The following is a 22,070-nucleotide window of genomic DNA, read 5'->3' on the forward strand; positions in this document are numbered from 1 at the left end:
GAAGAAAAGAGGTGAAAAATGTCTAAACGTATACTCCTTGCCGGCGAGTCGTGGATGAGTTATACCACCCATGTAAAAGGGGCTGATTCTTTCTATACTTCCCTGTATGAAACCGGCGAAACATATCTTAAGGCAGCCCTTGAACGGGGAGGCTATGAGTTTACCTTCATGCCCAACCATGTGGCCCAGGAGGAATTCCCATTTACCATGGATGAGCTGGTGCAATACGACCTTGTCATCCTGTCGGACATAGGCGCCAACACCCTCCTCCTGCCTGCCCTTACCTTTACAAAGAGCAGGATCCTTCCCAACCGATGCATCCTTATAAGAGATTATGTGCTGGAAGGCGGGGCGCTCTTAATGATTGGGGGCTATCTCACATTTTCAGGCATTGATGCAAAAGGAAAATGGCAGGATACACCGGTCCAGGATGTACTCCCTGTGCGAATCCTGCCCACAGACGACAGGATGGAACACTGCGAGGGCATCCGCCCCACCCAGGTCTGCAGCCATCCTGCCCTAGCGGGAATAGGGAATGAATGGCCCCTGATACTGGGTTATAATAAGACCATTGCCAAGCCGGAGGCAATTGTCCCCGTAACAGTTGGCGATCATCCCCTTCTGGCCTTGGGCGAATACGGAAAAGGACGCTCCGCTGCTTTTACAACGGACTGCGCCCCCCACTGGGCGCCTCCTGAGTTCTGTCATTGGGAAGGGTATGAAACGATTTTCTGCAATCTGGCCAAATGGCTTATAAACAAATAAAATGTAATAAAAAACGGAACCAAATCTGACTGCGGGCATAAATCCCCTGTCAGTTTCAGTTCCGTTTTCTGATTTCCCGTTATCTGCTTTCCCGCATTCTATTTATGCTCTCCGTGAACATCCTGGTGTGTACCGCAGCCGCCTGAGGAACATCCGGAACAGCCAGAACAGCCGGAGCAGCCTTTTCCTGCCTTCTTATCCCGGATCATGCCCCTTACAACCGCTCCTATGATCACTGCCAATATGACTAAAATTATAAATGTTGGAAGATTCATATACATTCCCCTTTCCTTCTATCTGTTATCCGTCCGGTTTATAAAATCCCATCAATGGTTATAGATCGCATCGGTTAGGTAATTCTAACTTCGTTTTCAGATTAGCACTTTCTAACTCTCTTGTCAATCTTTTTTTTATATGTTACACTTAAGGTTAAAGACAAACGGGGGTGTTATTACATTGAAGATACAGGAATCAGCGGAAAACTACTTAGAAACCATATTAATGTTGGGAAAGGAAAAACCATATGTGCGTTCCATTGACATTGCCAATGAACTGAATTTTTCCAAGCCCAGCGTCAGCGTTGCCATGAAAAACCTCCGTGAAAACGGATACATCCTGATGGATGACCAGGGCCACATTACCCTTACCGCCTCAGGGCAGACTATTGCAGATACCATGTACGAGCGCCATACCATGCTGTCCAACTGGCTGATCTACCTGGGAGTGGATGCCAAGACAGCGGCCGAGGATGCCTGCCGCATGGAGCATGTTCTCAGCGCCCAGACATTTGAAGCCATCAAGCGCCACATTACCCTGGGCCATGAACTGCCGGACGGGGTATGACCATAACATCATAAGCACAGGAGGAGATGTCCATGTTAAAAGACCTTGTGAACCAATGCCGTTCCTACAGAAGATTTTACGAAGATGTGCGGATTCCCTTTGATGAACTGAAGGATATGGTGGACACTGCAAGGGTCACAGGCAGTGCAGCCAATGCCCAGCCGTTAAAATACAGGATCATATGCGATCCCGACCAGTGCGCCAAGGTGTTTCCCACCATCGGATGGGCCGCTGCGTTAAAGGACTGGGGCGGGCCTGAACCGGGTGAACGTCCAAGCGCATATATTGCCGTTATCTGTGATCTCTCCATAGGAAAGAACAAACAGTGGGATGAAGGGATTACCTCCCAGACCATTATGCTCAGCGCTGTGGAAAAGGGTTATGGCGGATGTATAATTGGAAACTGCAGGCGCTCTGAACTTTTGAAGATCCTTAACCTGGACCCGGACAAATATTGTGTGGGCCTGCTTCTGGCTCTTGGGAAACCAAAGGAAGATGTGGTCATGGTCCCTGTGGGCGAGGACCAAAACACGGTGTATTACAGGGATGAGAACCAGACCCACTACGTCCCCAAGAGAAGCTTGGAAGATATCCTGATCTGATCGCAGAATAAAAGAGGAGTCCATTAATCCGGACCTCCTCTTTTTATGATCCCATCGTATGATCCTGCATCCACTCAAGTCCTACAGGGACAGCGCTCTCATGGCATTGATGATCGCTATCACCGACACGCCCACATCCGCAAATACGGCTTCCCACATATTGGCCATACCAAAGGCCCCCATGAGAAGAACAATGGCCTTCACTCCCAGGGCAAATATGATATTCTGCTTTACAATGGTCATGGTCTTGCGGGATATACGCACCACATCCGCAATCTTGGAAGGATCGTCATCCATGAGCACTATATCCGCTGCCTCAATGGCTGCATCGGACCCCATACTTCCCATGGCGATCCCTATGTCTGCTCTGGAAAGCACCGGGGCATCATTGATCCCGTCTCCCACAAAGGCCAGCTTATCCTTTCCTTTCAGTTCGGCCAGCAGTTTCTCCACCTTGGCTACCTTACCGTCCGGAAGAAGCTCTGCATGGACCTCATCCAGGCCCAGACGGGCAGCCACTGCCTCGCCCACCTCTTTCTTGTCGCCGGTAAGCATGACGGTCCGCTTTACTCCCACCCGTTTAAGGCTCCTGATGGCCTCATACGCCTCCTCCTTGATGGTGTCGGATATAATGATGGAGCCGTAAAATGTTCCGTCCATTGCAATGTAGACCGCTGTACCGATGCTGGGACTCTCCGTATATTCTACCTTCATCTCCTTCATCAGCTTGCTGTTGCCGGCAAGGACCACATGACCATCGATCACTGCCTTAACACCGTGGCCGGAAATCTCCTCCGTGTCGGATACGCGGTTCATATCCAGGGCGTGGCCGCAGGCTTCCTTAATGGAGCGGGAAATGGGATGGTCGGAATAGCTCTCCGCCAGTGCTGCCAGTTCCAAAAGTGACTCCTGGGTGCCAACTGCCGCATGTATTTCCGTCACCTTGAACTCACCTTTAGTAAGAGTTCCGGTCTTATCAAAGACAATGGTGTTCATCTCGGATAATGCCTCCAGATAGTTGCTTCCCTTGATCAGCACGCCCCGTCTGGACGCGGCGCCGATCCCTGAGAAAAAGCTCATGGGAACGGATATGACAAGGGCGCATGGGCAGGAAATTACCAGGAAGGTACATGCCCTTCTCACCCACTCGGCCCAGGACTGGCCAAAGACAAGGGGCGGGAGTACTGCAAGGATCACGGCGCCCACGACCACTACCGGTGTGTAATACCTGGCAAACCTGGTAATAAAATTTTCCACCTGTGCCTTTTTGCTGCTGGCATTCTCCACCAGTTCCAGTATCTTGGCAACAGTGGAGTCATCAAACTCCTTTGTAACCTGTACCCTCAGAAGGCCGCTTCCATTGACACAGCCGCTGATCACATCATCCCCCACAGACGCCTTCCTTGGCACGGACTCACCGGTCAGGGCCGAGGTATCCACCATGGAATCGCCGAACACCACCTTGCCGTCCAGGGGAATCCTCTCCCCTGCCTTTACCACAATGATATCCCCTACCTGCACATCATCCGGATCCACCTGCTTAAGCTGTCCGTCCTCTTCTATATTGGCATATTCAGGACAGATATCCATCAGCTCCGTGATGGACTGTCTGGATCGGTTCACCGCGTAACTCTGGAACAGCTCTCCTACCTGATAGAACAACATAACCGCAACTGCTTCTGAATATTCCCCGATTCCGAATGCGCCAAAGGTGGCCACGGTCATAAGGAAGTTCTCATCAAACACCTGCCCGTTCCGTATATTGCGCAGGGCTTTATACACAATATCCCATCCGATCAGAACATAGGGGATCAGGTACACCGCCAGCTTTCCCCAGGTTCCCAGACCGGCCGGCAGCATATCCATATGGTCTGCGACCGCCATGGGAACATATATGATAAATGTAAGCAGGATGCGTCCCAGCATTGCCTTTTGTTTCTTAGTCATAACGATTTCCTTTCCAATACAGGCATGGCCTGCAATTCCTCACCGCAAGATCAAGTCCGGATTAAAGCTGGATCATAGCTGGACCACAGCCAAATTACAGCTGGACCATATATGGATCACAGCTGGATCACACAGTCCGGTTCAACCTTTTTACACACTGCTACAACTTCCTGCATGATCTCGTCAAACCTGCCGTCCTCAGCCTCAATGGTCATCTTCTGTGTCATGAAGCTCACATTGGCATCCGATACACCCTGGATCTTTTTGATGGCTTCCTCCATCTTAGCCGCACAGTTGGCGCAATCCAGATCCTGTAATTTGAATTTCTTTTTCATTTTCATATCCTCCATCTATTATTATTTTAAGAACTACTGCTTTTATTCCTGAATGTGTTCCATACCCTGGTTGATAATGGTCCTCACATGACCGTCCGCCAGGGAATAGAACACAGCCTTTCCCTCCCTGCGGCTCTTCACCAGCCGGTTCTGCTTTAATATCCTCAGCTGGTGGGAGATCGCCGACTGGTTCATGTTCAGCAGCTGCGCTATGTCGCACACGCACATCTCAGACTCAAAGAGCACATACAGTATCTTGATCCGGGTGGAATCACCAAAAACCTTAAATATCTCTGCCAGGTCGTAGAGTTCATCCTCCTCCGGCATCTTATTGTTAACAGCTTTAACCACATCCTCATGGACCTGGTAAAAGTCACAGCACTCCACATCGTTTACCGCCATGGCCTTGACCCCCTTTTTCTCATTCACATCTGTTCATATGAATTATTGTTCATATGTTTATATCTACATTATATGCTCAAATCAAAAAATGTCAACCCTAAATTTTAAATAGCCGGAAACTTTTTAAAGCAAAAAATCATCCCATGGTTCCTTTTTTGGAACCATGGGATGATCCCACGATGCGGCTATCCTGTTTTACCTGGATCCATACTAAAAATTAAATACCAGCTCCCAGTCAAACTCCCCCGACTCCTCCAGACTTGACGGCCAGTTGCCGCACCATCCGGGCACAGCCGGGTCCTGGACACGGTCCAGACTGGGGGTATAGGGCTTAATGTCAAGTACAGGTGTACCGTCATTGGCGTCAATATATGCGATCCGTATCACACCTGCCTCATAGTCAATAGAAAGCACCTCCACTGCGGTGAGGGCAATGGGATTGGGGCGTATGGGGGAGCGGGTTGCAAAGATACCCATTGTCTCCGGCGCGCCCTTGTAGGGCTGGGGAGTCTCCAGCACGCTGCGCATCTCCTCATTGTCAGAATCGCTGAACCACCAGAGTACGTTCAGATGGCTGAATCCATCCAGGGCTTTCAGGGCAGCGGTCAGCTTCTGATCCAGCTGGATCCACATCTCCTCCCCCCTGACCCTGATCCTCCCAATGGGATTAACATAGTATTTCTCCATATCACATTCCTCCTGATCTTTATTGTGCACGATCGGGGTTTCCGAGAGTGCACGATTCTTGCCTGTGATGCCAGTGTATACCCTGACACCATGTGAGAGTCAAGAATGATCAGCGTTTTTCCAGAGGAATCTGGATTTCTGTGAGATAATCCTGTGGATCCGTCTCATTCCAGGGCCCCCGGTGGACGGTCTGACGGCTCTGTCCTGTCATCCGGTACTGGTTGTGCTCCTGGATCCATGACGCAAACCCGCGGTAGGCGCCGGAAATGTTCTCAAAGGGACCGCGGACCATGATGCCGGCCATATAGGGAACCGCCTCCACCATCCGGTATGTAAACCCTTCCCCATCCTCCCCCAGTTCAGGGACAGGCGCACATATTTCCATGTCCACATCCCGCTCCCGGTAATCCATGTCATGGTAGATGGTAAAGGTGTGATCTGATATGGAAATGCCATGTTTCCCCGCATACAGTGACATTTCCTCCCACAGCATCCCTTCCCCATAGTAGTCAGGCATCACCCGGCGAAGGGAGAGTACCCTGCAGCAGGGAACCGCCTTGATGGAAACATTGTAGTTCACCGAAATGGTATTTTTGAAAAGGTCCCTCTCAGCCTGTTCAATATCAAGGAGTCTGGTCTGCTCCGCCCTGATCCTATCCTGAGTCTCCAGGCGTTTTTGCTCCAACAGATCCAAAATAAACGTCTGATCCCAATGCTCCAGCGCCTCCCTGATACGGGAAACGCCAAACCCCAGATCCCTCAGAAACAGAATGCGGTTCAGGGACGGGATCTGATCCGCGGAATACAGCCTGTAATCCGTAAAGGGGTCTGTCTGTTCCGGCTTCAGCAGTCCCTCCTGATCATAGTAGCGCAGCATACGTACGGATACCTGCGTGAGCTTTGAGAATTCACCTATCCTGAACATTTGATCCATCCCTTCTGAACATGATCCTTTTTGACATAATCCTTTCCGACATGATCCTTTCCGACATGATCCTTTCCGACATGATCCCTTCCGTCCCTGTACCGCAAAAAAGCGGCCGGATTCCCAAACGCCCTGCCGGCAAAACACCGGCTTTACAAGCCGCGCCCCAGTATATCCTTTCGCATCAAAAGATCGATCCTGTGGCTGTCCAGGCCGCGGATTACCTCCACTGCCATCTTTACCGCAGCTTGCACATCCCCTGCTGCGCAGAAATTGTAATGGCTGTGTACATATCGGCTGGGGATTCCCAGCACCAGTGTGGGGACCGCCCTGCCCGCCAGGCTGATCTTCCCGGCATTGGTGCTTCCGCCCCTTCTCACCGTATCCTGGTATGGTATTTCCAACGTATCCCCCAATTCATGGGCATACCTGAGAAAGGCCGGATTGGTGATATAGCTTTTGTCCATGCACCGGATCTGCACACCTGCTCCCAGGACTCCCTGGGCCTTTTCCTTCCCATAATAAAAGTCATCGGCCGGAGAACCCTCAAACACAATGGCCAGATCCGGCTGCACCCTGGCCGAGGTCACGGTTGCTCCTCTCATGCCCACTTCCTCCTGGGCCGCAAAGGCCCCTACCACGTCCACTGCCGGTTCCTGTTCCAGTTTCCGTATCTCCTCCATGGTGTGGATGATACAGGCACAGCCCATACGGTTGTCAAAGGCTTTGCCAAAGCACATCCCATGTTCCCGGTCGTACTCAAACCCCACTTCAGGCGCCGCAGGGTCCCCGACCCGGATTCCGTACTGCTCCTGCACCTGGGCTCGGCTGGAGGCCCCCACATCAATATAAAGCTCCTGAATATCCAGGGGCGCATTCTTCTCTTTCTCCGTCATAAAGTGCACGGGCCTGGACGTAATGATACCCCTCACCTTTTTCCCGCTTTCCGTGCGTATGAGCACGGTGTGGGCGGGCAAACTGGCCAGGTCCATGCCGCCCAGCATGATCATGTTCAGCAGACCATTATCCATGATCCCCTGGACCATAAAGCCGCACTCATCCGTATGGGCATCCAGCATGATCACCGGTTTTTTCCTGTCCGCAGGCACCCGGCCTGTATTATTCAGGTTTATGTTATCCTGATCCGTGGAGTCCCGGTCCGCCAGCCAGGCATATACATTGTTCATGGCATCGTTTGCAACGTTCATACCCCGGCAGTATTTACCAATCACTTCCACAACTTCCTCTTCAAATCCACTGGGGCCAAATGCACCGGTCAGGTCCCTTAACATGTCAATATTCAGCTTCATAAGTCCCCTTCTTCTTTAAGTTTCCTTCCGCCATCATGACCTTACCGCCGGCCATCACCGTATCCAGGGTCATATCCGGACGGATCAAAAGCAGATCGGCATCCGCCCCCGGGGCAATGCATCCCTTTCTTGGATACATCTCCAGGGCTTTTGCCACATTGGATGTAAAGAAAGGAAGGGCTTCCGATAAGTCCATTTTACCTTGGATCACCAGATACTTCAACTGCCGGTACATATTTCCCACATCCGTGACCCCGATCTCCTTCAAATGCCCGTATCCGTCATAGCTGGACCAGCTGCCCTGGCCGTCCGAACTGAAGGTGATGCGGTCCATGGGAACCTCCTGGCTCCTGGCCTCCTTAAGGATCCCCATCACCCGTCCCGTGCCCAGCCGGCCGTCCTGTATCCGTTCTCCGCCCTCGCAGGTTATGTCTATGTATCCGCCCATTTTTGCCAGTCTGAATCCGGACTGCAAAAGCTCAGGCGTCCTGGACATATGGGTGGGACGGAATGTCTTCACCGGTATATCCGTCCGCTCCAGGGCCTCAAACACCTGGTCCAGGCGGCGCTCCCCATCGCCCATGTGAAGTACGATAAATCCAGGTTTCCCGCTGATCATTCCCGCGGTGCGCACATCGCTGGCAAGACGGATCAGCTCCTCTGTGGAAATATTAGGCGCCCTGTGGTCAGAGAGCGCCAGCTTCAGGCCAAGGATCTCGTCCACAAACACAATATCCTTTTTCACACTGCCAGTGATCGTGGGGGAGGGATAACCATAGGCTCCGCACAGGGCAAACGCCGTAACTCCCTCCTCCTTTAACCCCTTGGCCTTTGCAACCAGGCTCTCAATACTCCTGGTCATATCATCTGTTCCCAAAAGTCCCAGGACCGTGGTGATGCCCGCCCGGATCAGCGCGGACAGCTGCACCTCCGGCGTCCTGGTATGGAAACTTCCCTCACCGCCTCCGCCAATGATATGCTCATGCTGGTCGATCAGACCTGGTGTCAGAAAATATCCCCTGGCATCGATCTCGCTGCAGCCGCTGCCCCCTTCCAGATGGTCACCCACCGCCTCTATGCGGCCGCCGCACACCAGTACATCATTTACTCCCATGTATCCGGGGCTGTACACATCGGCCTGTCTAAATATTATCATGATTCCTCTCCTTCAAGTATCCTCTATTCTTTTCCATAAAAAGCAGGGACAATTTCTTTATGATACGCGATGCTCTCTTCCCTAAGTTTCCCATCCGTCAGGATATCAAACGCAGTCATGGCCAGACCTTCGGCGCCCAGGATGCAGATCTCATCTGCTCTTGGCTCCGCTGCAACCCTTGCATATTCAGTGGAATGGGCTTCAATGGATGCATCGTCCGTAATGGACAGATAGTCATGGATAGCAGGGATACGTATGGATACATTGCCTATATCCGAGGATCCGAACAGCTCTCCCGGTTTCGGGCAGCACATGCTGATCCCCAGCTCTCCCATGTTTTCCTTAAACGCCTTGCACAACGGCAGACATGGATAACGCTCCGCGTAAATGGGTTCTGTCTCGATTTCAGCCGCAGCGCCGGTCAGGTCCTGCGCCCGCCTGATGCATCCCTTGATCATGCCGATCAGCTCATCAGCCCTTTTCATGGTCTCGGCCCGGATGCAGAACTCACACTTGGAAAACTCCGGAATAATATTTCCCGCTGTCCCGCCTTCCAGTATCACGCCGTTTACATTGTCCTGCACTCCAAAGGTGGGGCGGATCATATCGATCTGGTTAAACACACTGATAGCCGCGCTCAGAGCATTGATACCCGCGGATGGAACAGAGGAGTGGGCCGACTTTCCGCGAAAGGAAACCGTAATGGAGCCCGAGGCCCTTCCTCCCCGGTTAATATAGTTGCGCTCCACACCGCCTCCTGTGGGATGCATCATCAGGGCAAACTCCACCCCGTCAAATCCGCCCCGTTCCAGCATCAGCACCTTCCCGGCTCCGCCTTCCTCCGCCGGTGTGCCTAAAAGCCAGATCTCACCGTCATACTGATCCATCTTGGACGCCATGCCCAAAAATGCTCCTACCGCGCAGGCGGCTATGACGTTGTGGCCGCACCCATGGCCCACACCCCTGAGGGCGTCATATTCAGCCAGGAATGCCACCACCGGTCCCTTTCCCCTGCCTTTTTTCACTGCACGGAAGGAGGTAGGGATTTCACAATAGTTTCGCTCTATTTCCACTCCCTGTGTTTTCAAATACGTCTCTATGGCGTCCACTGCCTTATATTCCTGAAATCCGATCTCCGGATGCCTGTGGATCTCATGGGAAAGTCCGATCAGGCCTTCCTCCAGCCCATGGATCCGATCCGCGATCTCCTTTTTTTCCCTGGATAACATTTTATTTTCCTCTTTTCCTGTCTCTATTTTCAGCCGCGTCAAATAGTCCGCCACGGTACATGACCCGTCAAAGTATATGGCAGGCGGCCTGATGCCCGGGTTCGATTTCCCTGAGTTCCGGGTGTTCCCTGCGGCACCGCTCTGTGGCATAGGGGCAGCGTTCGCAGAAAAAGCACCCTTTGGGCAGGTTTACAGGGCTGGGAATCTCTCCGGTGGCGTCAATATGCTCCACCAATGGTTTCTCCCCAACGGTGGGAACCGCTGAGAACAACACCTTTGTATAGGGATGCAGCGGGTTCTGGAACAAGGTCTGCTTATTCCCCACTTCCACCAGGGCGCCCAGGTACATAACGCCCAGACGGTCGCTGATGTGGCGCACCACGGAAAGGTCATGGGCAATGAACAGGCATGAGAAATGGAACTCATCCTTCAGGTCCATGAGAAGGTTAAGGATCTGGGCCTGGATGGATACATCCAGGGCAGATACCGGTTCATCCGCAATAATAAACTCCGGCTTAACAGCCAGCGCCCTGGCAATTCCAATGCGCTGTCTCTGGCCGCCGGAAAACTGATGGGGGTATCTGCCGGCCTGTTCAGGGCGGAGCCCCACCCGGTTCAGGATGTTCATGCACTGCTCCCTGGCATCACTCTTGTCTTTTGCAACCCCGTGGAACAACATGGGTTCCATAATAATATCCTCTACCCTCTGCCTTGGGTTCAGCGAGGCATAGGGATCCTGGAAGATCATCTGCATGCTTTTTCTGTATGGGAGAAGCTCCCTGGGGCTCAGATGGCTGATATCCTCACCCTTGTACAGCACCTGGCCCCCTGAGGGTTCCAGAAGGCGGATGATGGTCCTGGCAGTGGTGGATTTGCCGCATCCGCTCTCCCCCACCAGGCTGAACACCTCGCCCTTTTCAATCTGGAAGTTCACCTTGTTTACCGCGTGGACCACCTTGTCCTCTTTTATGATCTTTCCCTTTTCAACCCTGAGGGACTGAAGAAGGCCTTTTGTCATATGAAACTCCTGGCTTAAATCTTTTACTTCAATCAATGGCTCCATCATTTCCCCTCCTCTTTCCCTGTTTTATCTTTTACCAGTGGAAAATGACAGGCAGCCATATGGTCCGGGCCGACCCGCTTCATCTCCGGTTGTTTATGCAGGCAGATTTCCTGGCAGTATTTGCACCTGGGAGCAAAATAGCACCCTTCCGGCAGTTCAAACATATTGGGCACCATGCCCGGGATATAATCCAGACGGTCCCTGTCCTCCCACAGTTTGGGAATGGAATTTAACAGTCCCTCGGTGTAGGGGTGGGCGTTATAAGAAATAATATCCTGTGTGGTTCCTGTCTCCACCAGCTTGCCGCAGTACATGACATTGATCCTGTCCACCATCTGGGACACCACTGCCAGATCATGGGTGATCAGGATCAAAGCAGTATTGTGCTCCTTTACAAGCTTTCTCATCAGCTTCAAGATCTGTTCCTGAATGGTAACATCCAGGGCCGTGGTGGGCTCATCCGCGATCAGCAGCTTGGGATTGGTGGCCAGGGCAATGGCAATGATAACCCTCTGCCTCATACCGCCTGAGAACTGGTTGGGATATTCCTTTAACCGCTCCTCAGGATTGGGTATGCCCACTGAGGACAACAGTTCCAGGCACCTGGCCCTGCGCTGGGCCGCATTCATCTGGGGTTCATGAAGGATCAGAACCTCCTCCATCTGCCTCTGAATGGTATACAGGGGGTTTAAGGACGTCATAGGATCCTGGAACACCATGGAAATATCCTTGCCCCTGATCTTTGTCATGTCACGCTCACTGGCATGGCTTAGATCCTTGTCACCGAACATGATATGGTCCGCCTTGACCACGCCCGGTTCCTCCACCAGCTTCAGGATGGAAAAACTGGTGACGGATTTACCGCTTCCGGATTCACCTACGATTCCCAGGATTTCCCCCTCCCTCAGGGTAAAACTCACATCATCCACGGCCTTGACCACTCCCTTAAATGTATGGAAGTAGGTTTTCAGGCCTTTTATATCCAGTAATATTTTATTTTCCATTACAGCCACCTCGCTTATTTCAGATTGGGGTTCAACTCATCTCTTAGGAAATCCCCCAGCAGATTGATGCCGAACACGATGAGCATGATGTAAAGGCCCGGAAATACGGAAGCCCACCACAGCCCTGAGAAGAGCACGTCAAATCCTGTCTTAACCAGCAGTCCCAGGGATGGCTGGGTAATGGGCACGCCTACGCCAAGAAAGCTTAAGGTCGCCTCTGTCAGGATAAAGTTACCAATCTGAATGGTGGCAAGGACGATAATGGAATTGACCACATTGGGCAGCACGTGTTTTATGATGATGATGCGGCCCGGAAGGCCGATAGTCCTGGCCGCTTCCACGTACTCCATCTTTTTTACGGACAATGTCTCACCCCGGACCGTTCTGGCATAAGTCACCCATCCCACCATGGTGAGGGCAATCAAAAGCTTGCCCACGCCCCTGCCGAACACGGACATGATAAAGAGGGCGATTAACATGGAGGGGAAGGACAGCTGGATATCCGCGATCCTCATGATCACGGCATCCACTTTTCCACCAAAATAACCTGCGATCAGTCCCAGGGTAGTACCGATACAGCAGGAAGCAGCCATGCCCACCAGACCGATCATAATAGAGCTTGCACTTCCGTAAATGATGGCGCTGAGGATATCCCTTCCCTGTTCATCTGTTCCCAGCAGGAAGGACATCTTTCCCCCGTCCAGCCAAAAAGGCGGCAGGTAGGAATCGGACAAATTGATCTGTGTCAGGTCATATGGATTCTGAGGCGCCAGGAACCGTCCCACCACGGCTGTGAGGATGGCGATCAGAACCAGAATACTGCCGATGATGGCAGGAATATTGTGTTTATAATGGAAGAAAAACTCTGAACTTAAAAAGCTTTTCCACCAGCCTGTCTTTTCTGCGCGTACTTCGTTTTCCATGTCATCACCTCAATTCAATTCTGGGATCGATCAATGTATACAACAGATCCACTACAAAGTTTAATACCACAAACATACAGGCTGCGGCCATGAGATAGGCCACGATAATAGGCCTGTCTGATTTGTTGATGGCGTCAATGAGCAGCTTTCCCATGCCGGGCCATGCGAAAATGGTTTCCGTGATGGTTGTAAAAGCAATCATATTCCCCAGATCCATACCAAATATGGTAACCACCGGGATCAGGGCATTCTTTAAGGCATGCCCAAAAAGCAGTGTTCTGGACGACACGCCCTTGGCCCTTGCAAATTTAATGTAGTCCTGGCGCATGTTCTCCAGAATGCCGGATCTGGTAAGGCGCAGGGTGGTGGCCACATTGGTGATGGCCAGGGTAATGGCCGGGAGGATAATGAACCTGATCCCGCCCGGGGCAAAAATACTTAAGTTCACCCCCAGCACATCCACCGTACCGCCCCTGCCCGAAGCAGGCAGCTTGCCCAGGGTGACCGCAAATATGTAGATCATCATCATACCCACCCAGAAGGATGGAAGGGAAATGCCCAGTATGGAACCGGACATGATGATCTTGCTGCTGGCCCTCTTTGGATACGCTCCCGCGTAAACGCCCAGAGGAATCGCGATCACAAGCACTAAAAGGGCTGCTATGGCAACCAGCTCCATGGTTGCGGGCATACGCTCCAGGATAAGACCCATGGCAGGTTTGCCGTAGGTATAGGACTTACCGAAGTTTCCATGAAGCACATCTTTTAGGAAAATGGCGTACTGCACAGGAAGAGGCTTGTCAAGCCCCAGCCTGGCACGGGCCGACTCAACCTGTTCCATAGTTGCATTTTCAGGCACCAGCATATCCACGGGGTCGCCGATAAAATTGGTCAGCATGAATACCAGTATGGAAACCACAAACAGAACCACTATCATCTGTACAAATCGTTTTACTATATATTTTAACACTCTGTTTCACCTCGTTCTTAGCTATACCTTGCCGGATTGTAAAAAAGGGAACTGCCGCAAAGGTATTCCTCTCCCTGTTTTGCAGCAGTCCCTTTGGCAGGCATAATTCCGCCCTATATCAGGCGTATTACGCCTTATTTGTATGAGAATTCCCAAGCCAGAACGTATTTGTTCATTCTTGGAGTATAGTCAAGAGTATCCTTGATCGCGTATGTATCCTGCTCAAAATGCAGCGGGATGTATGCATAGTCATCCCTGGCGATCTTCTCTGCCTTGGCAACCAGTTCCCCTCTCTTGGTGTCATCCATCTCCGTGTATGCCTCTTTGATCAGGGCATCCACCTCTGCGTTGGAGTAGTGGCCTCTGTTTACAGTTCCGTCACCGTTCTCCCTGTTAAAGGTCTGGAGCATGTCGTGAAGCAGGGAAAGGCCATCGCCGGAAGCATCGGACCAGCCTGTCATCAGCAGCATGGACTTGTTCTCAGCCGGTTTGATATAGGTGAAGAAGTTGGCCTTTGGCATCAGGTTCAGGTTTACCTTGATCCCCACTTTCTCAAGAAAGCCAGCAACTGCCTGTGCGATCTGCCCATCATTCATATAGCGGTCATTGGGAGCGTCAAGGGTCACCTCAAATCCATCCGGATAACCTGCCTCTGCAAGGAGCTGTTTTGCCTTCTCAGGATCATAACCCTCACGTTCCACAGGAGCATATCCAACATATCCTTCCGGGATAATGGAATTCATCTCAAATGCGCAGCCGTTCATGATGTTCTTGATAATGGTGGCTTCGTCAATGGCAAGGTACATTGCCTGTCTTACCTTAGGATCCGCCATGGGGTTCTTCTGTCCCGGGAACAGTGGGGAATCCTCCCGGCTGTCCAGGTTCAGATAGATTTCCCTGGTGCCCTGCTGTTTTAATATACTGATGCCCTCGGTGTTCTCCAGCCTGTCAATGTCACGCGGGGAGATATCAATGGTGAAGTCCACTTCCCCTGTGAGCATGGTAGCTGTCCTGGTTGCCTCGTTTGTGATGGGGCGGAAGCGTACATTCTTAATGGACGGCACTTCACCCCAGTAATCCTCATTGGCAGTCATGTCCAGATGGTCTTCCTTTACCTGCTCCACAAACTTATAGCGGCCGGTACCAATCACCACATCGGAGATCTCCTCCTCTGTCTTGCCCTCCACATTCTCCTGCTTTAACACATAGATCTGAGCCACGTTAAAGAGCATCAAAGGATTCGGTGTCTTGGTCGTGATCTTAATCGTGTTGGCATCCGGGGCCTCTATCTTCTCAAAGGTGCTGGTGTAGCTGCTGAAAGCAGAAGGTGAATCCGGATCCTTGGCCACATTGATGGAGGCCAGAACATCACCTGAATCCATTACCTCACCGTCATGGAACTTAACGCCCTCTCTCAGATGGAAGGTCCATACCAGACCATCCTCGGAAGTTTCCCAGCTCTCTGCCAGACCTGGCTCAAACTGCATATCTGAACCCTGCAATACCATGGCCTCATAAATATGGGCCATTACCTGGTTTGTAGGACCTTCATCATATTTAAACGGGTCCATGGAAAGGATATCTGAAGCCATGGCGATCACCAGGCTGTCCTTTCCCGAAGCACTGTCTGAAGCAGCTTCCCCTGACTGCCCTCCCTGTGTGGCCTGGGTTTCAGACGTTCCTCCTGCCGTGGTAGCAGTGGTCTGGGAACCTCCGCCGCAGCCGGCAAGACATCCCGCTGCAATGGATACTGCAACAAATAAAGATAATGTTCTTTTTTTCATTCTTATACTCCTCCTTCTGTTCTTGATAACTGCCCTTTCTTTACACAATGATAAAGAAAAAGCAAGGGCGCACCCGGTACGAAAAAAGCGCCATTGCTTTTCTTAAATTTTATTGATTTAATTTATCAATGTCAAATAAACCGGGACAAAAACACCCCTAATGTGATCCATTTTTTGTTTTCTAAATGCTTTAGGTTGTTTTAAATGTTTTTTCAGGATATAATAAACCTAATTACGGGAGGTTTTTACAATGAAAAAGAAATTATTGGTCTTAACAAACAACCCGGTTGCAAAAATCGGAATTGCATCCTATCTGTCCTCAATCTTTAACCAACACCTCACCATACAGGCAGCCAGAGGCGCGGACGCCACCCCTGAGCTCATGGAAAGTGCCGACTGCATCCTTCTCACCACGGAGAACGTAAAGGATAATCTTTTATACCCCCTGCCTGAACAGGTATACCAGATGGTCTGCATGCGCACCTTTAACCACACCTACCTCCATAAGATCCTTCAGATACCGCCGGGCTCCTCCGTATACCTGGTCAATGACACGGAGGAAAACGCCAATGAAGTCATCCTCCAGCTCCAGGAATACGGTTTTTCCCAATATCATTTCCTGCCCTGGTTTCCGGGTTGCACGGATCCGGACCCGGATATCCACTACGGCGTCACCCCCGGAGAACTCCACCTGGTCCCATCCACTCTTTCAACGGTGATCGATATGGGCAACCGGGTGGTGGACATTTCCACTATCAACGAGATCATTGCATGGTTCCACCTTCCCATCAGCCTGACGGACGAGGTGACCAGGAATTACATAAGCCATATCGTACAGGTCCTTAAGCTGTCCAACCAGCAGCTGAGCCATGCGCTGGACATGAAGCAGATCACACAGGTGGTTCTGGATAATGTATCCGAAGGCTTCTGCCTGCTGGATGAAAACGGTATGATCAAGATGGCCAACCATCCATTTCGCAAGCTCACAGGCTTTAAGGAAAAAAACCTGGTGGGAAGGGATTTCCATGCCCTTTTAGCTTCCTATGGCATTGAATACGATTTTCCCAAAACAAGGGAAACCATCATCGGGCAGCCGGGACACGGCCAGGTGCGCCTGTGGTTCCAGAGATTCAGCCTGAACCCCAAATCGGAGATCTACCTGCTCCATGCCACTGAGTGCGAAGACCAGGCAGCAGGTATCCGGCCTTCCGGGTCCACCTTTCCTTTCCGCACCAGGAACCTGTATGACTTTAACAATATGATCACAAGGAATCCCACCCAGACCCATCTGCTGGACACGGCCCGCAGGATATCCCTGAACGACTTTCCGGTGATCATCCAGGGAGAAAGCGGCACGGAAAAGGCAATGCTGGCCCAGGCCATCCACCGCAATTCCAGGCGCCACGATGGCCCCTTTGTTTCCTTAAACTTTTCCTCCCTGAATCCATCCGGCATTGAGGCGGAGCTTTTGGGCACTGAGGAAAATGCCTCCCTGGGAACCCACCGCCGTCTGGGCGCATTCAGGGCCGCCTCAGGAGGCACCCTTTTAATAAACGGCATCCATCACACCGCGCCCCAGACACAGCAGCTCCTTCTTAACGTGCTTCAGAACGGATATTATATGCCCATAGGCAGTTCAGAACCCATGACCCTGGATGTGAGGATCATCGCGACCACCACCAAGGACCTGTACGGCCTGGTGCTGGAGGGCCGTTTTCTGGATGACCTGTTTTTCCTGCTGAACACATTTTCCCTGAACACAGTCCCCATCCGGCAGCGCAGGGATGATATTCCCCTGCTTTTAAACAGCCTGCTCAAAGACGCATTTAAGGACCCCACGATCTTTATGGAAGGGGTCCTCACAGAACATCTTATTACATTTTTAAAGCAATACGACTGGCCCGGCAATGCCCAGGAAATGAACAACCTGTGCAACTACTTTTCCTGCATATACCAGCGTGAACGGATTCCCCTAAGCGACCTGCCCGGCTACATCCTGAACCAGATCCTCAGCCGCCAGACCTCCCTGGATGTGACGGAAAAGCATATCCTTTCACTGATCATAATGAGTCCCCGCATCGGCCGCGCCTCCATCCAGGAACAGCTGCTTCAAATGGGCATCACTCTGTCGGAGGGAAAGATCCGCACCGTGCTCAAGCGCCTGGCTGAGGACGGATGCATCAAGGTACACCGTACCAGGGGCGGGTGCGAGGCTACGGAGCTGGGGATTTTGATGAGCCGCTAGAACCGGCTCTTAAAGTACCGTTCAAACTGCTCCTGGGCGTTTCTAAGCGATACCTCAGGGGAAGATATGCTGCTGTAGGCATTTTTCACAGCCATGCCCAGGATACTCAGGAATTTCCTTTCATCAAAGGCCATTCCCGACTGCTCGGGGATCCGGCCGCCTCTGGTAAGGGTGAAGCATTCCTTTGAAAGGTTCATCCACGGGAAGTTGTGGAGCACCTCATAATTTTCATATGTCTTTTTGCAGGGGGATGTGCTGCCCAAAAGGGATGCGGCCGATGATATGGGCTCGCTGCACATCCACTTAATGAAGGATAGTGCGTCCTCGGGATGTTCCGAATATTTCGATACCCCCAGGCTGCCTCCGCCAATGACCGGATTCGCACCCGGAACCATGGTATAGCCGATCTTTCCAACAATATTGGACGCGTGTCCCAGCAGGTCGCTTGCATAATTGCTGTAGAGAATGGACATTGCATAGTTGCCCGTGGCAAAGCTCCGGGCCGTGTTGGTCCACCAGCTGCAGTAATCCCGGGCAGTGTAGGCTTTCACCTCGATCAGCTCCTTCAGGGCCCGGATGGACACATCCGAGTCCAGATGTATCTCACGGCTGCCGTCATACAGGTTCTCCTGGTGGCTGAACAGCCTTGCCAGATACTCCGACCCTGCCACTCCCGTGGACCCCATGGTGATGGTTGCGCCATAATCCACAGGGGATGCCTGGTTCACAGACCTGGTAAAAAAGGCCGCAATACGGTTAAATTCCTGAAATGTCCTGGGGGGCGCCAGCTCGGTCCGAAACTGCTCAAAGTACATCCGTTTATAGATGGGGCTCTCAAATAGATCTTTCCTGTAATACAGGATCTGTACACTGGGGGTGGAGGGCAGGGTGTAGATACGGCCGTGAACTCTGGCGTAATGCTTCAGGGTCCCGTCCAGGAATTCCCCAAAACTCCTGTCGATAGCAGGATCTATATCAGTCAGCGGCATCAGAAGTTTTTCCGCAAACCAGGAAAGCCAGGTCACATCCAGACGCAGCACATCGAAATTAGAAGACTGGTTCAGGGTGTTGAACGCCTCATAGATCTCATCGTAGGAATAGATACAGATATTCACACGGGTTCCGGTCTTCTTGGTATACAGTCTGGAAAAATTCCGCATGATATAGGCTTCCGGGCTGTCCAGGGTGATCACATTAAGGGGCTTTTTATCCCTTGGCACAATAATATTGGAATACCAGTCCCTGAAACCGCTGCTCTCCAACATCACCCGGCTCCATTCTTCTCTTTTCCCGCCTGCTTCCTCCTCATCCGCCTGACGGATCAGGATCTCTGCCGCCACCTTCCCCAGCTGGCGGTAGTTCATCTCATATTTTGTAAAATCATTTTCCGGCATGGTGAACACCGGCGAAACCGTATATATCTCCAAGGGCTTGTCCGTGCCGTAAAACGTAAGGCAGATATCTTTCACACTCTCCGCAAATCCGTAGTTGGATATGAAAAAAGCCTGAGGCATGGGCCCGTTAAATATCTGCATGATGTTTTGATATCTCCGGAAACTGTCCGTCTGTATATGGGTCACCTGGCAGCTGCAGCCGTCCATGGTTTCCATGAACCCCCGGTAAAAATCAGCTTCATTGGAATAGCAGAGATTGCCGGTGAGAAGGCAGACATTGGTGTATCGGCGCCGGATCGCCTCCCGGGCCATCCCCGCCCCGGCTTCCTCATAATCAAATCCTATAAAATCCGACTGAAACCCCGGTCTTCGTTCCACGAACAGCATCCCGGGCAGATCTCCCTCTTCCTTATAAATACTTCCCTCTTTATAGATATTTTCCTCATAGGGTGTTCCGGCCACGGACGAGATACAGGCAATTCCCTTAACCAGAAGAGGCCGCACCTCTGACAGAGCCTCCTCCTCGCTGGCCGGCGTATTCTCATTGGCCATATGGCGGGTCACTGTGTATCCGCAGCTTTGGGCATAGCTTTTAAAGCTGAAATAAAAATCCTCATACTGCCTTGCCCTGGAATCCGGCATAATGACCGCCAGGGAATTACTAAGACCTTTGCGCAGCAGGGCTGCCCGCCCATTGGGAACATAGCCCAGCTCATGCGCTGTATCCATGACACGCTTGATTTTTTCGCTGCTTACATTTCCCTTGCCGTTGAGCACATTGGAAACTGTTCCCTGCGCCACTCCCGCTGCCCTGGCGATGTCCTTGATCGTTACCATAGTGACCTCCTATCTTGTAGAAATTATATCATATCTATTAGAAAACAACAATCTGAATTCCCCTCGCTCCACTGTATTTGAATTATATTCAATTTCATTTTTGAGCATTTTTTCCTATATATCGTAAATTATAAGAAAATTTTAGGTAAAATATTGTAATTTTTGTGTATAAGTTTGCATATCATAATTGACACGTTTCAATCCTTTTGCTATAATTAGCCTATCTGATAATCAGGCACTTAAAAGGAGGAAACAAATGAAAAAAAGAGTAGCACTTGCAGCAGCTGCAGGACTTATCGTATCAGCTATTTCCTTAAGCGGATGCCAAAACAGCAAGACCGCACAGCAGACTCAGGCTGCCAGCCAGGAGGCCGCAGACTCAGGCAGCAGCGAAAGCACCACCCCAACCACAGCGTCCAAAGACGCCCTTCATCTGACATTTTATTATCCTGTCAATGTAGGCGGATCCGCAGCAAAGCTGATCGAACAGATCTGTACAGATTTTAACGCAGAAAATCCCGACATCGTGGTAGAACCGGTTTATACAGGAAATTATGACGACACCGTTACCAAGATCCAGACAGCCGTACAGGGAGGCACCCCTCCGGATGTATTTGTCAGTCTGGCAACCCAGCGTTTTACCATGGCTTCCACCGGGATGGCAATGCCTTTAGATGAGCTGATCGCAGCTGACGGGGATGAGGGAAAGGCATATATCGGTGATTTCCTGGATGGTTTTATGGAAGATTCCTATGTGGACGGTCAGATCTATTCCATCCCCTTCCAGAGAAGCACCATGGTACTTTTCTACAACAAGGATGCATTTAAGGAAGTGGGTCTTGATCCCGAGAAGGCGCCTGCCACATGGGAGGAAGTTGTGGAATATGGCCAGAAACTAACGAATGACAACCGATTTGGCGTGGGGCTTGCCCTGAACTCCGGATCCGCCCAGTGGGCATTTACAGGATTTTGCCTTCAGAACAGTGCAAACGGCGAGAATCTGATGACAGAGGACGGCAAACAGGTTCTGTTCAATACCCCGGAGAATGTGGAAGCGCTTCAGTTCTGGCTGGATCTGCAGAACAAGTACAAGATCATGGCTCCCGGTATTGTACAGTGGACCGATCTTCCCACCCAGTTCCTTGCGGGTGAGGTTGCCATGATCTATCACACCACAGGCAACATGGCCAACATCAACGAAAATGCCAGCTTTGAGTTCGGCACCGCATTCCTGCCAGGGCATAAGAGGGTGGCCGCTCCTACGGGCGGCGGCAATTTCTATATCTCCAGCGGTATTTCCGAAGACAGGGTACAGGCCGCATGGAAATTTATCAAATTTGCAACCGAGCCGGAAAGGGCCGCACAATGGTCATTGGATACAGGATACGTAGCAACCAGGACATCCTGCTTTGACACAGACCTGATGAAGAATTATTATGAGGAAGTACCCCAGGCAAAGGTGGCATATGAGCAGATCCCTATGTCCAAGCCGGAGCTTACCACATACAATGCAGCTGAAATCTGGCGTATCTTAAACGACAACATACAGTCAGCCGTTGTTGGAGACGCCACACCTGAGGAAGCCCTGTCGGCAGCCCAGGATCAGGCCACTGAGGTCCTGTCAGAATACCAGTAAATCCACCATGAAG

Annotated in this window: 20 protein-coding genes; 5 read left to right on the forward strand and 15 right to left on the reverse strand. The window is 51.4% G+C overall.

The features are described 5' to 3' along the window. Positions 1 to 18: 18 nt before the first annotated feature. Positions 19 to 765, forward strand: coding sequence for a glutamine amidotransferase (locus HMPREF9469_RS11635; RefSeq protein ID WP_007862153.1), 747 nt, complete (start codon positions 19 to 21; stop codon positions 763 to 765). Positions 766 to 863: 98 nt separating this feature from the next. Here the strand turns inward: HMPREF9469_RS11635 and HMPREF9469_RS11640 are convergent, their stop codons facing one another. Next, entirely contained in the window at positions 864 to 1,040 is a 177-nt protein-coding gene (locus tag HMPREF9469_RS11640) for a FeoB-associated Cys-rich membrane protein (protein WP_082197747.1), read from the reverse strand. A 181-nt stretch (positions 1,041 to 1,221) separates the two neighbouring features. Here HMPREF9469_RS11640 and HMPREF9469_RS11645 point away from each other — a divergent pair, with 181 nt between their 5' ends. Together HMPREF9469_RS11645 and HMPREF9469_RS11650 are read left to right on the forward strand one after the other, a co-directional pair. After that, entirely contained in the window at positions 1,222 to 1,608 is a 387-nt protein-coding gene (locus tag HMPREF9469_RS11645) for a metal-dependent transcriptional regulator (protein ID WP_007862155.1), read from the forward strand. A 32-nt stretch (positions 1,609 to 1,640) separates the two neighbouring features. Beyond that, the gene (locus HMPREF9469_RS11650) at positions 1,641 to 2,210 is read left to right on the forward strand and encodes a nitroreductase family protein (RefSeq protein WP_007862156.1); all 570 of its coding nucleotides are present in this window, start codon (positions 1,641 to 1,643) and stop codon (positions 2,208 to 2,210) included. Between the two features lie 81 nt (positions 2,211 to 2,291). Here the strand turns inward: HMPREF9469_RS11650 and HMPREF9469_RS11655 are convergent, their stop codons facing one another. The 13 genes from HMPREF9469_RS11655 to HMPREF9469_RS11715 all read right to left on the reverse strand — a co-directional run bounded on the left by HMPREF9469_RS11655 (position 2,292) and on the right by HMPREF9469_RS11715 (position 15,945). Continuing rightward, a complete protein-coding gene (locus tag HMPREF9469_RS11655) occupies positions 2,292 to 4,157 on the reverse strand; it encodes a heavy metal translocating P-type ATPase (protein WP_007862158.1) in 1,866 nt (621 codons plus the stop codon). A 116-nt stretch (positions 4,158 to 4,273) separates the two neighbouring features. Beyond that, the gene (locus HMPREF9469_RS11660; protein WP_007862163.1) at positions 4,274 to 4,492 is read right to left on the reverse strand and encodes a cation transporter; all 219 of its coding nucleotides are present in this window, start codon (positions 4,490 to 4,492) and stop codon (positions 4,274 to 4,276) included. Between the two features lie 42 nt (positions 4,493 to 4,534). Further along, positions 4,535 to 4,894, reverse strand: coding sequence for an ArsR/SmtB family transcription factor (locus HMPREF9469_RS11665; protein WP_007862165.1), 360 nt, complete (start codon positions 4,892 to 4,894; stop codon positions 4,535 to 4,537). A gap of 210 nt (positions 4,895 to 5,104) precedes the next feature. Continuing rightward, complete coding sequence (locus tag HMPREF9469_RS11670) at positions 5,105 to 5,581, reverse strand: SAM-dependent methyltransferase (protein ID WP_007862172.1); 477 nt, start codon at positions 5,579 to 5,581, stop codon at positions 5,105 to 5,107. 109 nt (positions 5,582 to 5,690) lie between these two features. Beyond that, positions 5,691 to 6,506, reverse strand: a complete 816-nt coding sequence (locus HMPREF9469_RS11675) for a MerR family transcriptional regulator (RefSeq protein ID WP_007862176.1) — start codon at positions 6,504 to 6,506, stop codon at positions 5,691 to 5,693. 152 nt (positions 6,507 to 6,658) lie between these two features. Beyond that, complete coding sequence (locus tag HMPREF9469_RS11680; RefSeq protein ID WP_007862177.1) at positions 6,659 to 7,816, reverse strand: M42 family metallopeptidase; 1,158 nt, start codon at positions 7,814 to 7,816, stop codon at positions 6,659 to 6,661. Next, positions 7,800 to 8,972, reverse strand: coding sequence for a beta-aspartyl-peptidase (gene iadA / locus HMPREF9469_RS11685; protein ID WP_007862178.1), 1,173 nt, complete (start codon positions 8,970 to 8,972; stop codon positions 7,800 to 7,802). The genes HMPREF9469_RS11680 and iadA overlap by 17 nt, the downstream gene beginning before the upstream one ends. Positions 8,973 to 8,995: 23 nt before the next feature. Continuing rightward, on the reverse strand, positions 8,996 to 10,201 hold the full coding sequence (locus tag HMPREF9469_RS11690) for an amidohydrolase (RefSeq protein ID WP_007862179.1): 1,206 nt from the start codon (positions 10,199 to 10,201) through the stop codon (positions 8,996 to 8,998). Between the two features lie 67 nt (positions 10,202 to 10,268). Then, positions 10,269 to 11,267 (reverse strand): ABC transporter ATP-binding protein, encoded by a 999-nt coding sequence (locus HMPREF9469_RS11695; protein WP_157140288.1) that lies wholly within the window; start codon positions 11,265 to 11,267, stop codon positions 10,269 to 10,271. Further along, positions 11,264 to 12,268 carry an ABC transporter ATP-binding protein gene (locus HMPREF9469_RS11700; protein WP_007862181.1) on the reverse strand — a complete coding sequence of 335 codons (1,005 nt, stop codon included), beginning with the start codon at positions 12,266 to 12,268 and terminating at the stop codon, positions 11,264 to 11,266. The genes HMPREF9469_RS11695 and HMPREF9469_RS11700 overlap by 4 nt, the downstream gene beginning before the upstream one ends. A gap of 14 nt (positions 12,269 to 12,282) precedes the next feature. After that, on the reverse strand, positions 12,283 to 13,191 hold the full coding sequence (locus HMPREF9469_RS11705; protein WP_007862182.1) for an ABC transporter permease: 909 nt from the start codon (positions 13,189 to 13,191) through the stop codon (positions 12,283 to 12,285). Positions 13,192 to 13,195: 4 nt separating this feature from the next. Next, entirely contained in the window at positions 13,196 to 14,161 is a 966-nt protein-coding gene (locus HMPREF9469_RS11710) for an ABC transporter permease (RefSeq protein WP_007862183.1), read from the reverse strand. Positions 14,162 to 14,295: 134 nt separating this feature from the next. After that, positions 14,296 to 15,945: an ABC transporter substrate-binding protein gene (locus HMPREF9469_RS11715; RefSeq protein WP_007862184.1), complete on the reverse strand. Its 1,650-nt coding sequence runs from the start codon at positions 15,943 to 15,945 to the stop codon at positions 14,296 to 14,298. A gap of 250 nt (positions 15,946 to 16,195) precedes the next feature. Between HMPREF9469_RS11715 and HMPREF9469_RS11720 the strand changes: the two genes are divergently transcribed. Further along, positions 16,196 to 18,190 (forward strand): sigma 54-interacting transcriptional regulator, encoded by a 1,995-nt coding sequence (locus HMPREF9469_RS11720; protein ID WP_007862186.1) that lies wholly within the window; start codon positions 16,196 to 16,198, stop codon positions 18,188 to 18,190. Here HMPREF9469_RS11720 and HMPREF9469_RS11725 read toward each other — a convergent pair. Beyond that, positions 18,187 to 20,421, reverse strand: coding sequence for an extracellular solute-binding protein (locus tag HMPREF9469_RS11725; protein WP_007862188.1), 2,235 nt, complete (start codon positions 20,419 to 20,421; stop codon positions 18,187 to 18,189). The two genes, HMPREF9469_RS11720 and HMPREF9469_RS11725, sit on opposite strands and share 4 nt — an antisense overlap. Before the next feature lie 256 nt (positions 20,422 to 20,677). Here HMPREF9469_RS11725 and HMPREF9469_RS11730 point away from each other — a divergent pair, with 256 nt between their 5' ends. Next, positions 20,678 to 22,057 carry an ABC transporter substrate-binding protein gene (locus HMPREF9469_RS11730; protein ID WP_007862190.1) on the forward strand — a complete coding sequence of 460 codons (1,380 nt, stop codon included), beginning with the start codon at positions 20,678 to 20,680 and terminating at the stop codon, positions 22,055 to 22,057. The last annotated feature ends 13 nt before the right edge of the window (positions 22,058 to 22,070 follow it).

It is taken from the genome of [Clostridium] citroniae WAL-17108 (assembly GCF_000233455.1).
GTDB lineage: Bacteria > Bacillota > Clostridia > Lachnospirales > Lachnospiraceae > Enterocloster > Enterocloster citroniae.

What these genes read in the sequence shown, in the direction of transcription:
- HMPREF9469_RS11725 (WP_007862188.1), bottom strand. Translation starts at nt 20,421, where the DNA reads ATGGTAACGATCAAGGACATCGCCAGGGCAGCGGGAGTGGCGCAGGGA.
- HMPREF9469_RS11700 (WP_007862181.1), bottom strand. Translation starts at nt 12,268, where the DNA reads ATGGAAAATAAAATATTACTGGATATAAAAGGCCTGAAAACCTACTTC.
- HMPREF9469_RS11730 (WP_007862190.1), top strand. Translation starts at nt 20,678, where the DNA reads ATGAAAAAAAGAGTAGCACTTGCAGCAGCTGCAGGACTTATCGTATCA.
- HMPREF9469_RS11675 (WP_007862176.1), bottom strand. Translation starts at nt 6,506, where the DNA reads ATGTTCAGGATAGGTGAATTCTCAAAGCTCACGCAGGTATCCGTACGT.
- HMPREF9469_RS11660 (WP_007862163.1), bottom strand. Translation starts at nt 4,492, where the DNA reads ATGAAAAAGAAATTCAAATTACAGGATCTGGATTGCGCCAACTGTGCG.
- HMPREF9469_RS11680 (WP_007862177.1), bottom strand. Translation starts at nt 7,816, where the DNA reads ATGAAGCTGAATATTGACATGTTAAGGGACCTGACCGGTGCATTTGGC.
- HMPREF9469_RS11655 (WP_007862158.1), bottom strand. Translation starts at nt 4,157, where the DNA reads ATGACTAAGAAACAAAAGGCAATGCTGGGACGCATCCTGCTTACATTT.
- HMPREF9469_RS11705 (WP_007862182.1), bottom strand. Translation starts at nt 13,191, where the DNA reads ATGGAAAACGAAGTACGCGCAGAAAAGACAGGCTGGTGGAAAAGCTTT.
- HMPREF9469_RS11665 (WP_007862165.1), bottom strand. Translation starts at nt 4,894, where the DNA reads ATGGCGGTAAACGATGTGGAGTGCTGTGACTTTTACCAGGTCCATGAG.
- HMPREF9469_RS11640 (WP_082197747.1), bottom strand. Translation starts at nt 1,040, where the DNA reads ATGAATCTTCCAACATTTATAATTTTAGTCATATTGGCAGTGATCATA.
- HMPREF9469_RS11695 (WP_157140288.1), bottom strand. Translation starts at nt 11,267, where the DNA reads ATGATGGAGCCATTGATTGAAGTAAAAGATTTAAGCCAGGAGTTTCAT.
- HMPREF9469_RS11650 (WP_007862156.1), top strand. Translation starts at nt 1,641, where the DNA reads ATGTTAAAAGACCTTGTGAACCAATGCCGTTCCTACAGAAGATTTTAC.
- HMPREF9469_RS11670 (WP_007862172.1), bottom strand. Translation starts at nt 5,581, where the DNA reads ATGGAGAAATACTATGTTAATCCCATTGGGAGGATCAGGGTCAGGGGG.
- HMPREF9469_RS11715 (WP_007862184.1), bottom strand. Translation starts at nt 15,945, where the DNA reads ATGAAAAAAAGAACATTATCTTTATTTGTTGCAGTATCCATTGCAGCG.
- HMPREF9469_RS11690 (WP_007862179.1), bottom strand. Translation starts at nt 10,201, where the DNA reads ATGTTATCCAGGGAAAAAAAGGAGATCGCGGATCGGATCCATGGGCTG.
- iadA (WP_007862178.1), bottom strand. Translation starts at nt 8,972, where the DNA reads ATGATAATATTTAGACAGGCCGATGTGTACAGCCCCGGATACATGGGA.
- HMPREF9469_RS11635 (WP_007862153.1), top strand. Translation starts at nt 19, where the DNA reads ATGTCTAAACGTATACTCCTTGCCGGCGAGTCGTGGATGAGTTATACC.
- HMPREF9469_RS11720 (WP_007862186.1), top strand. Translation starts at nt 16,196, where the DNA reads ATGAAAAAGAAATTATTGGTCTTAACAAACAACCCGGTTGCAAAAATC.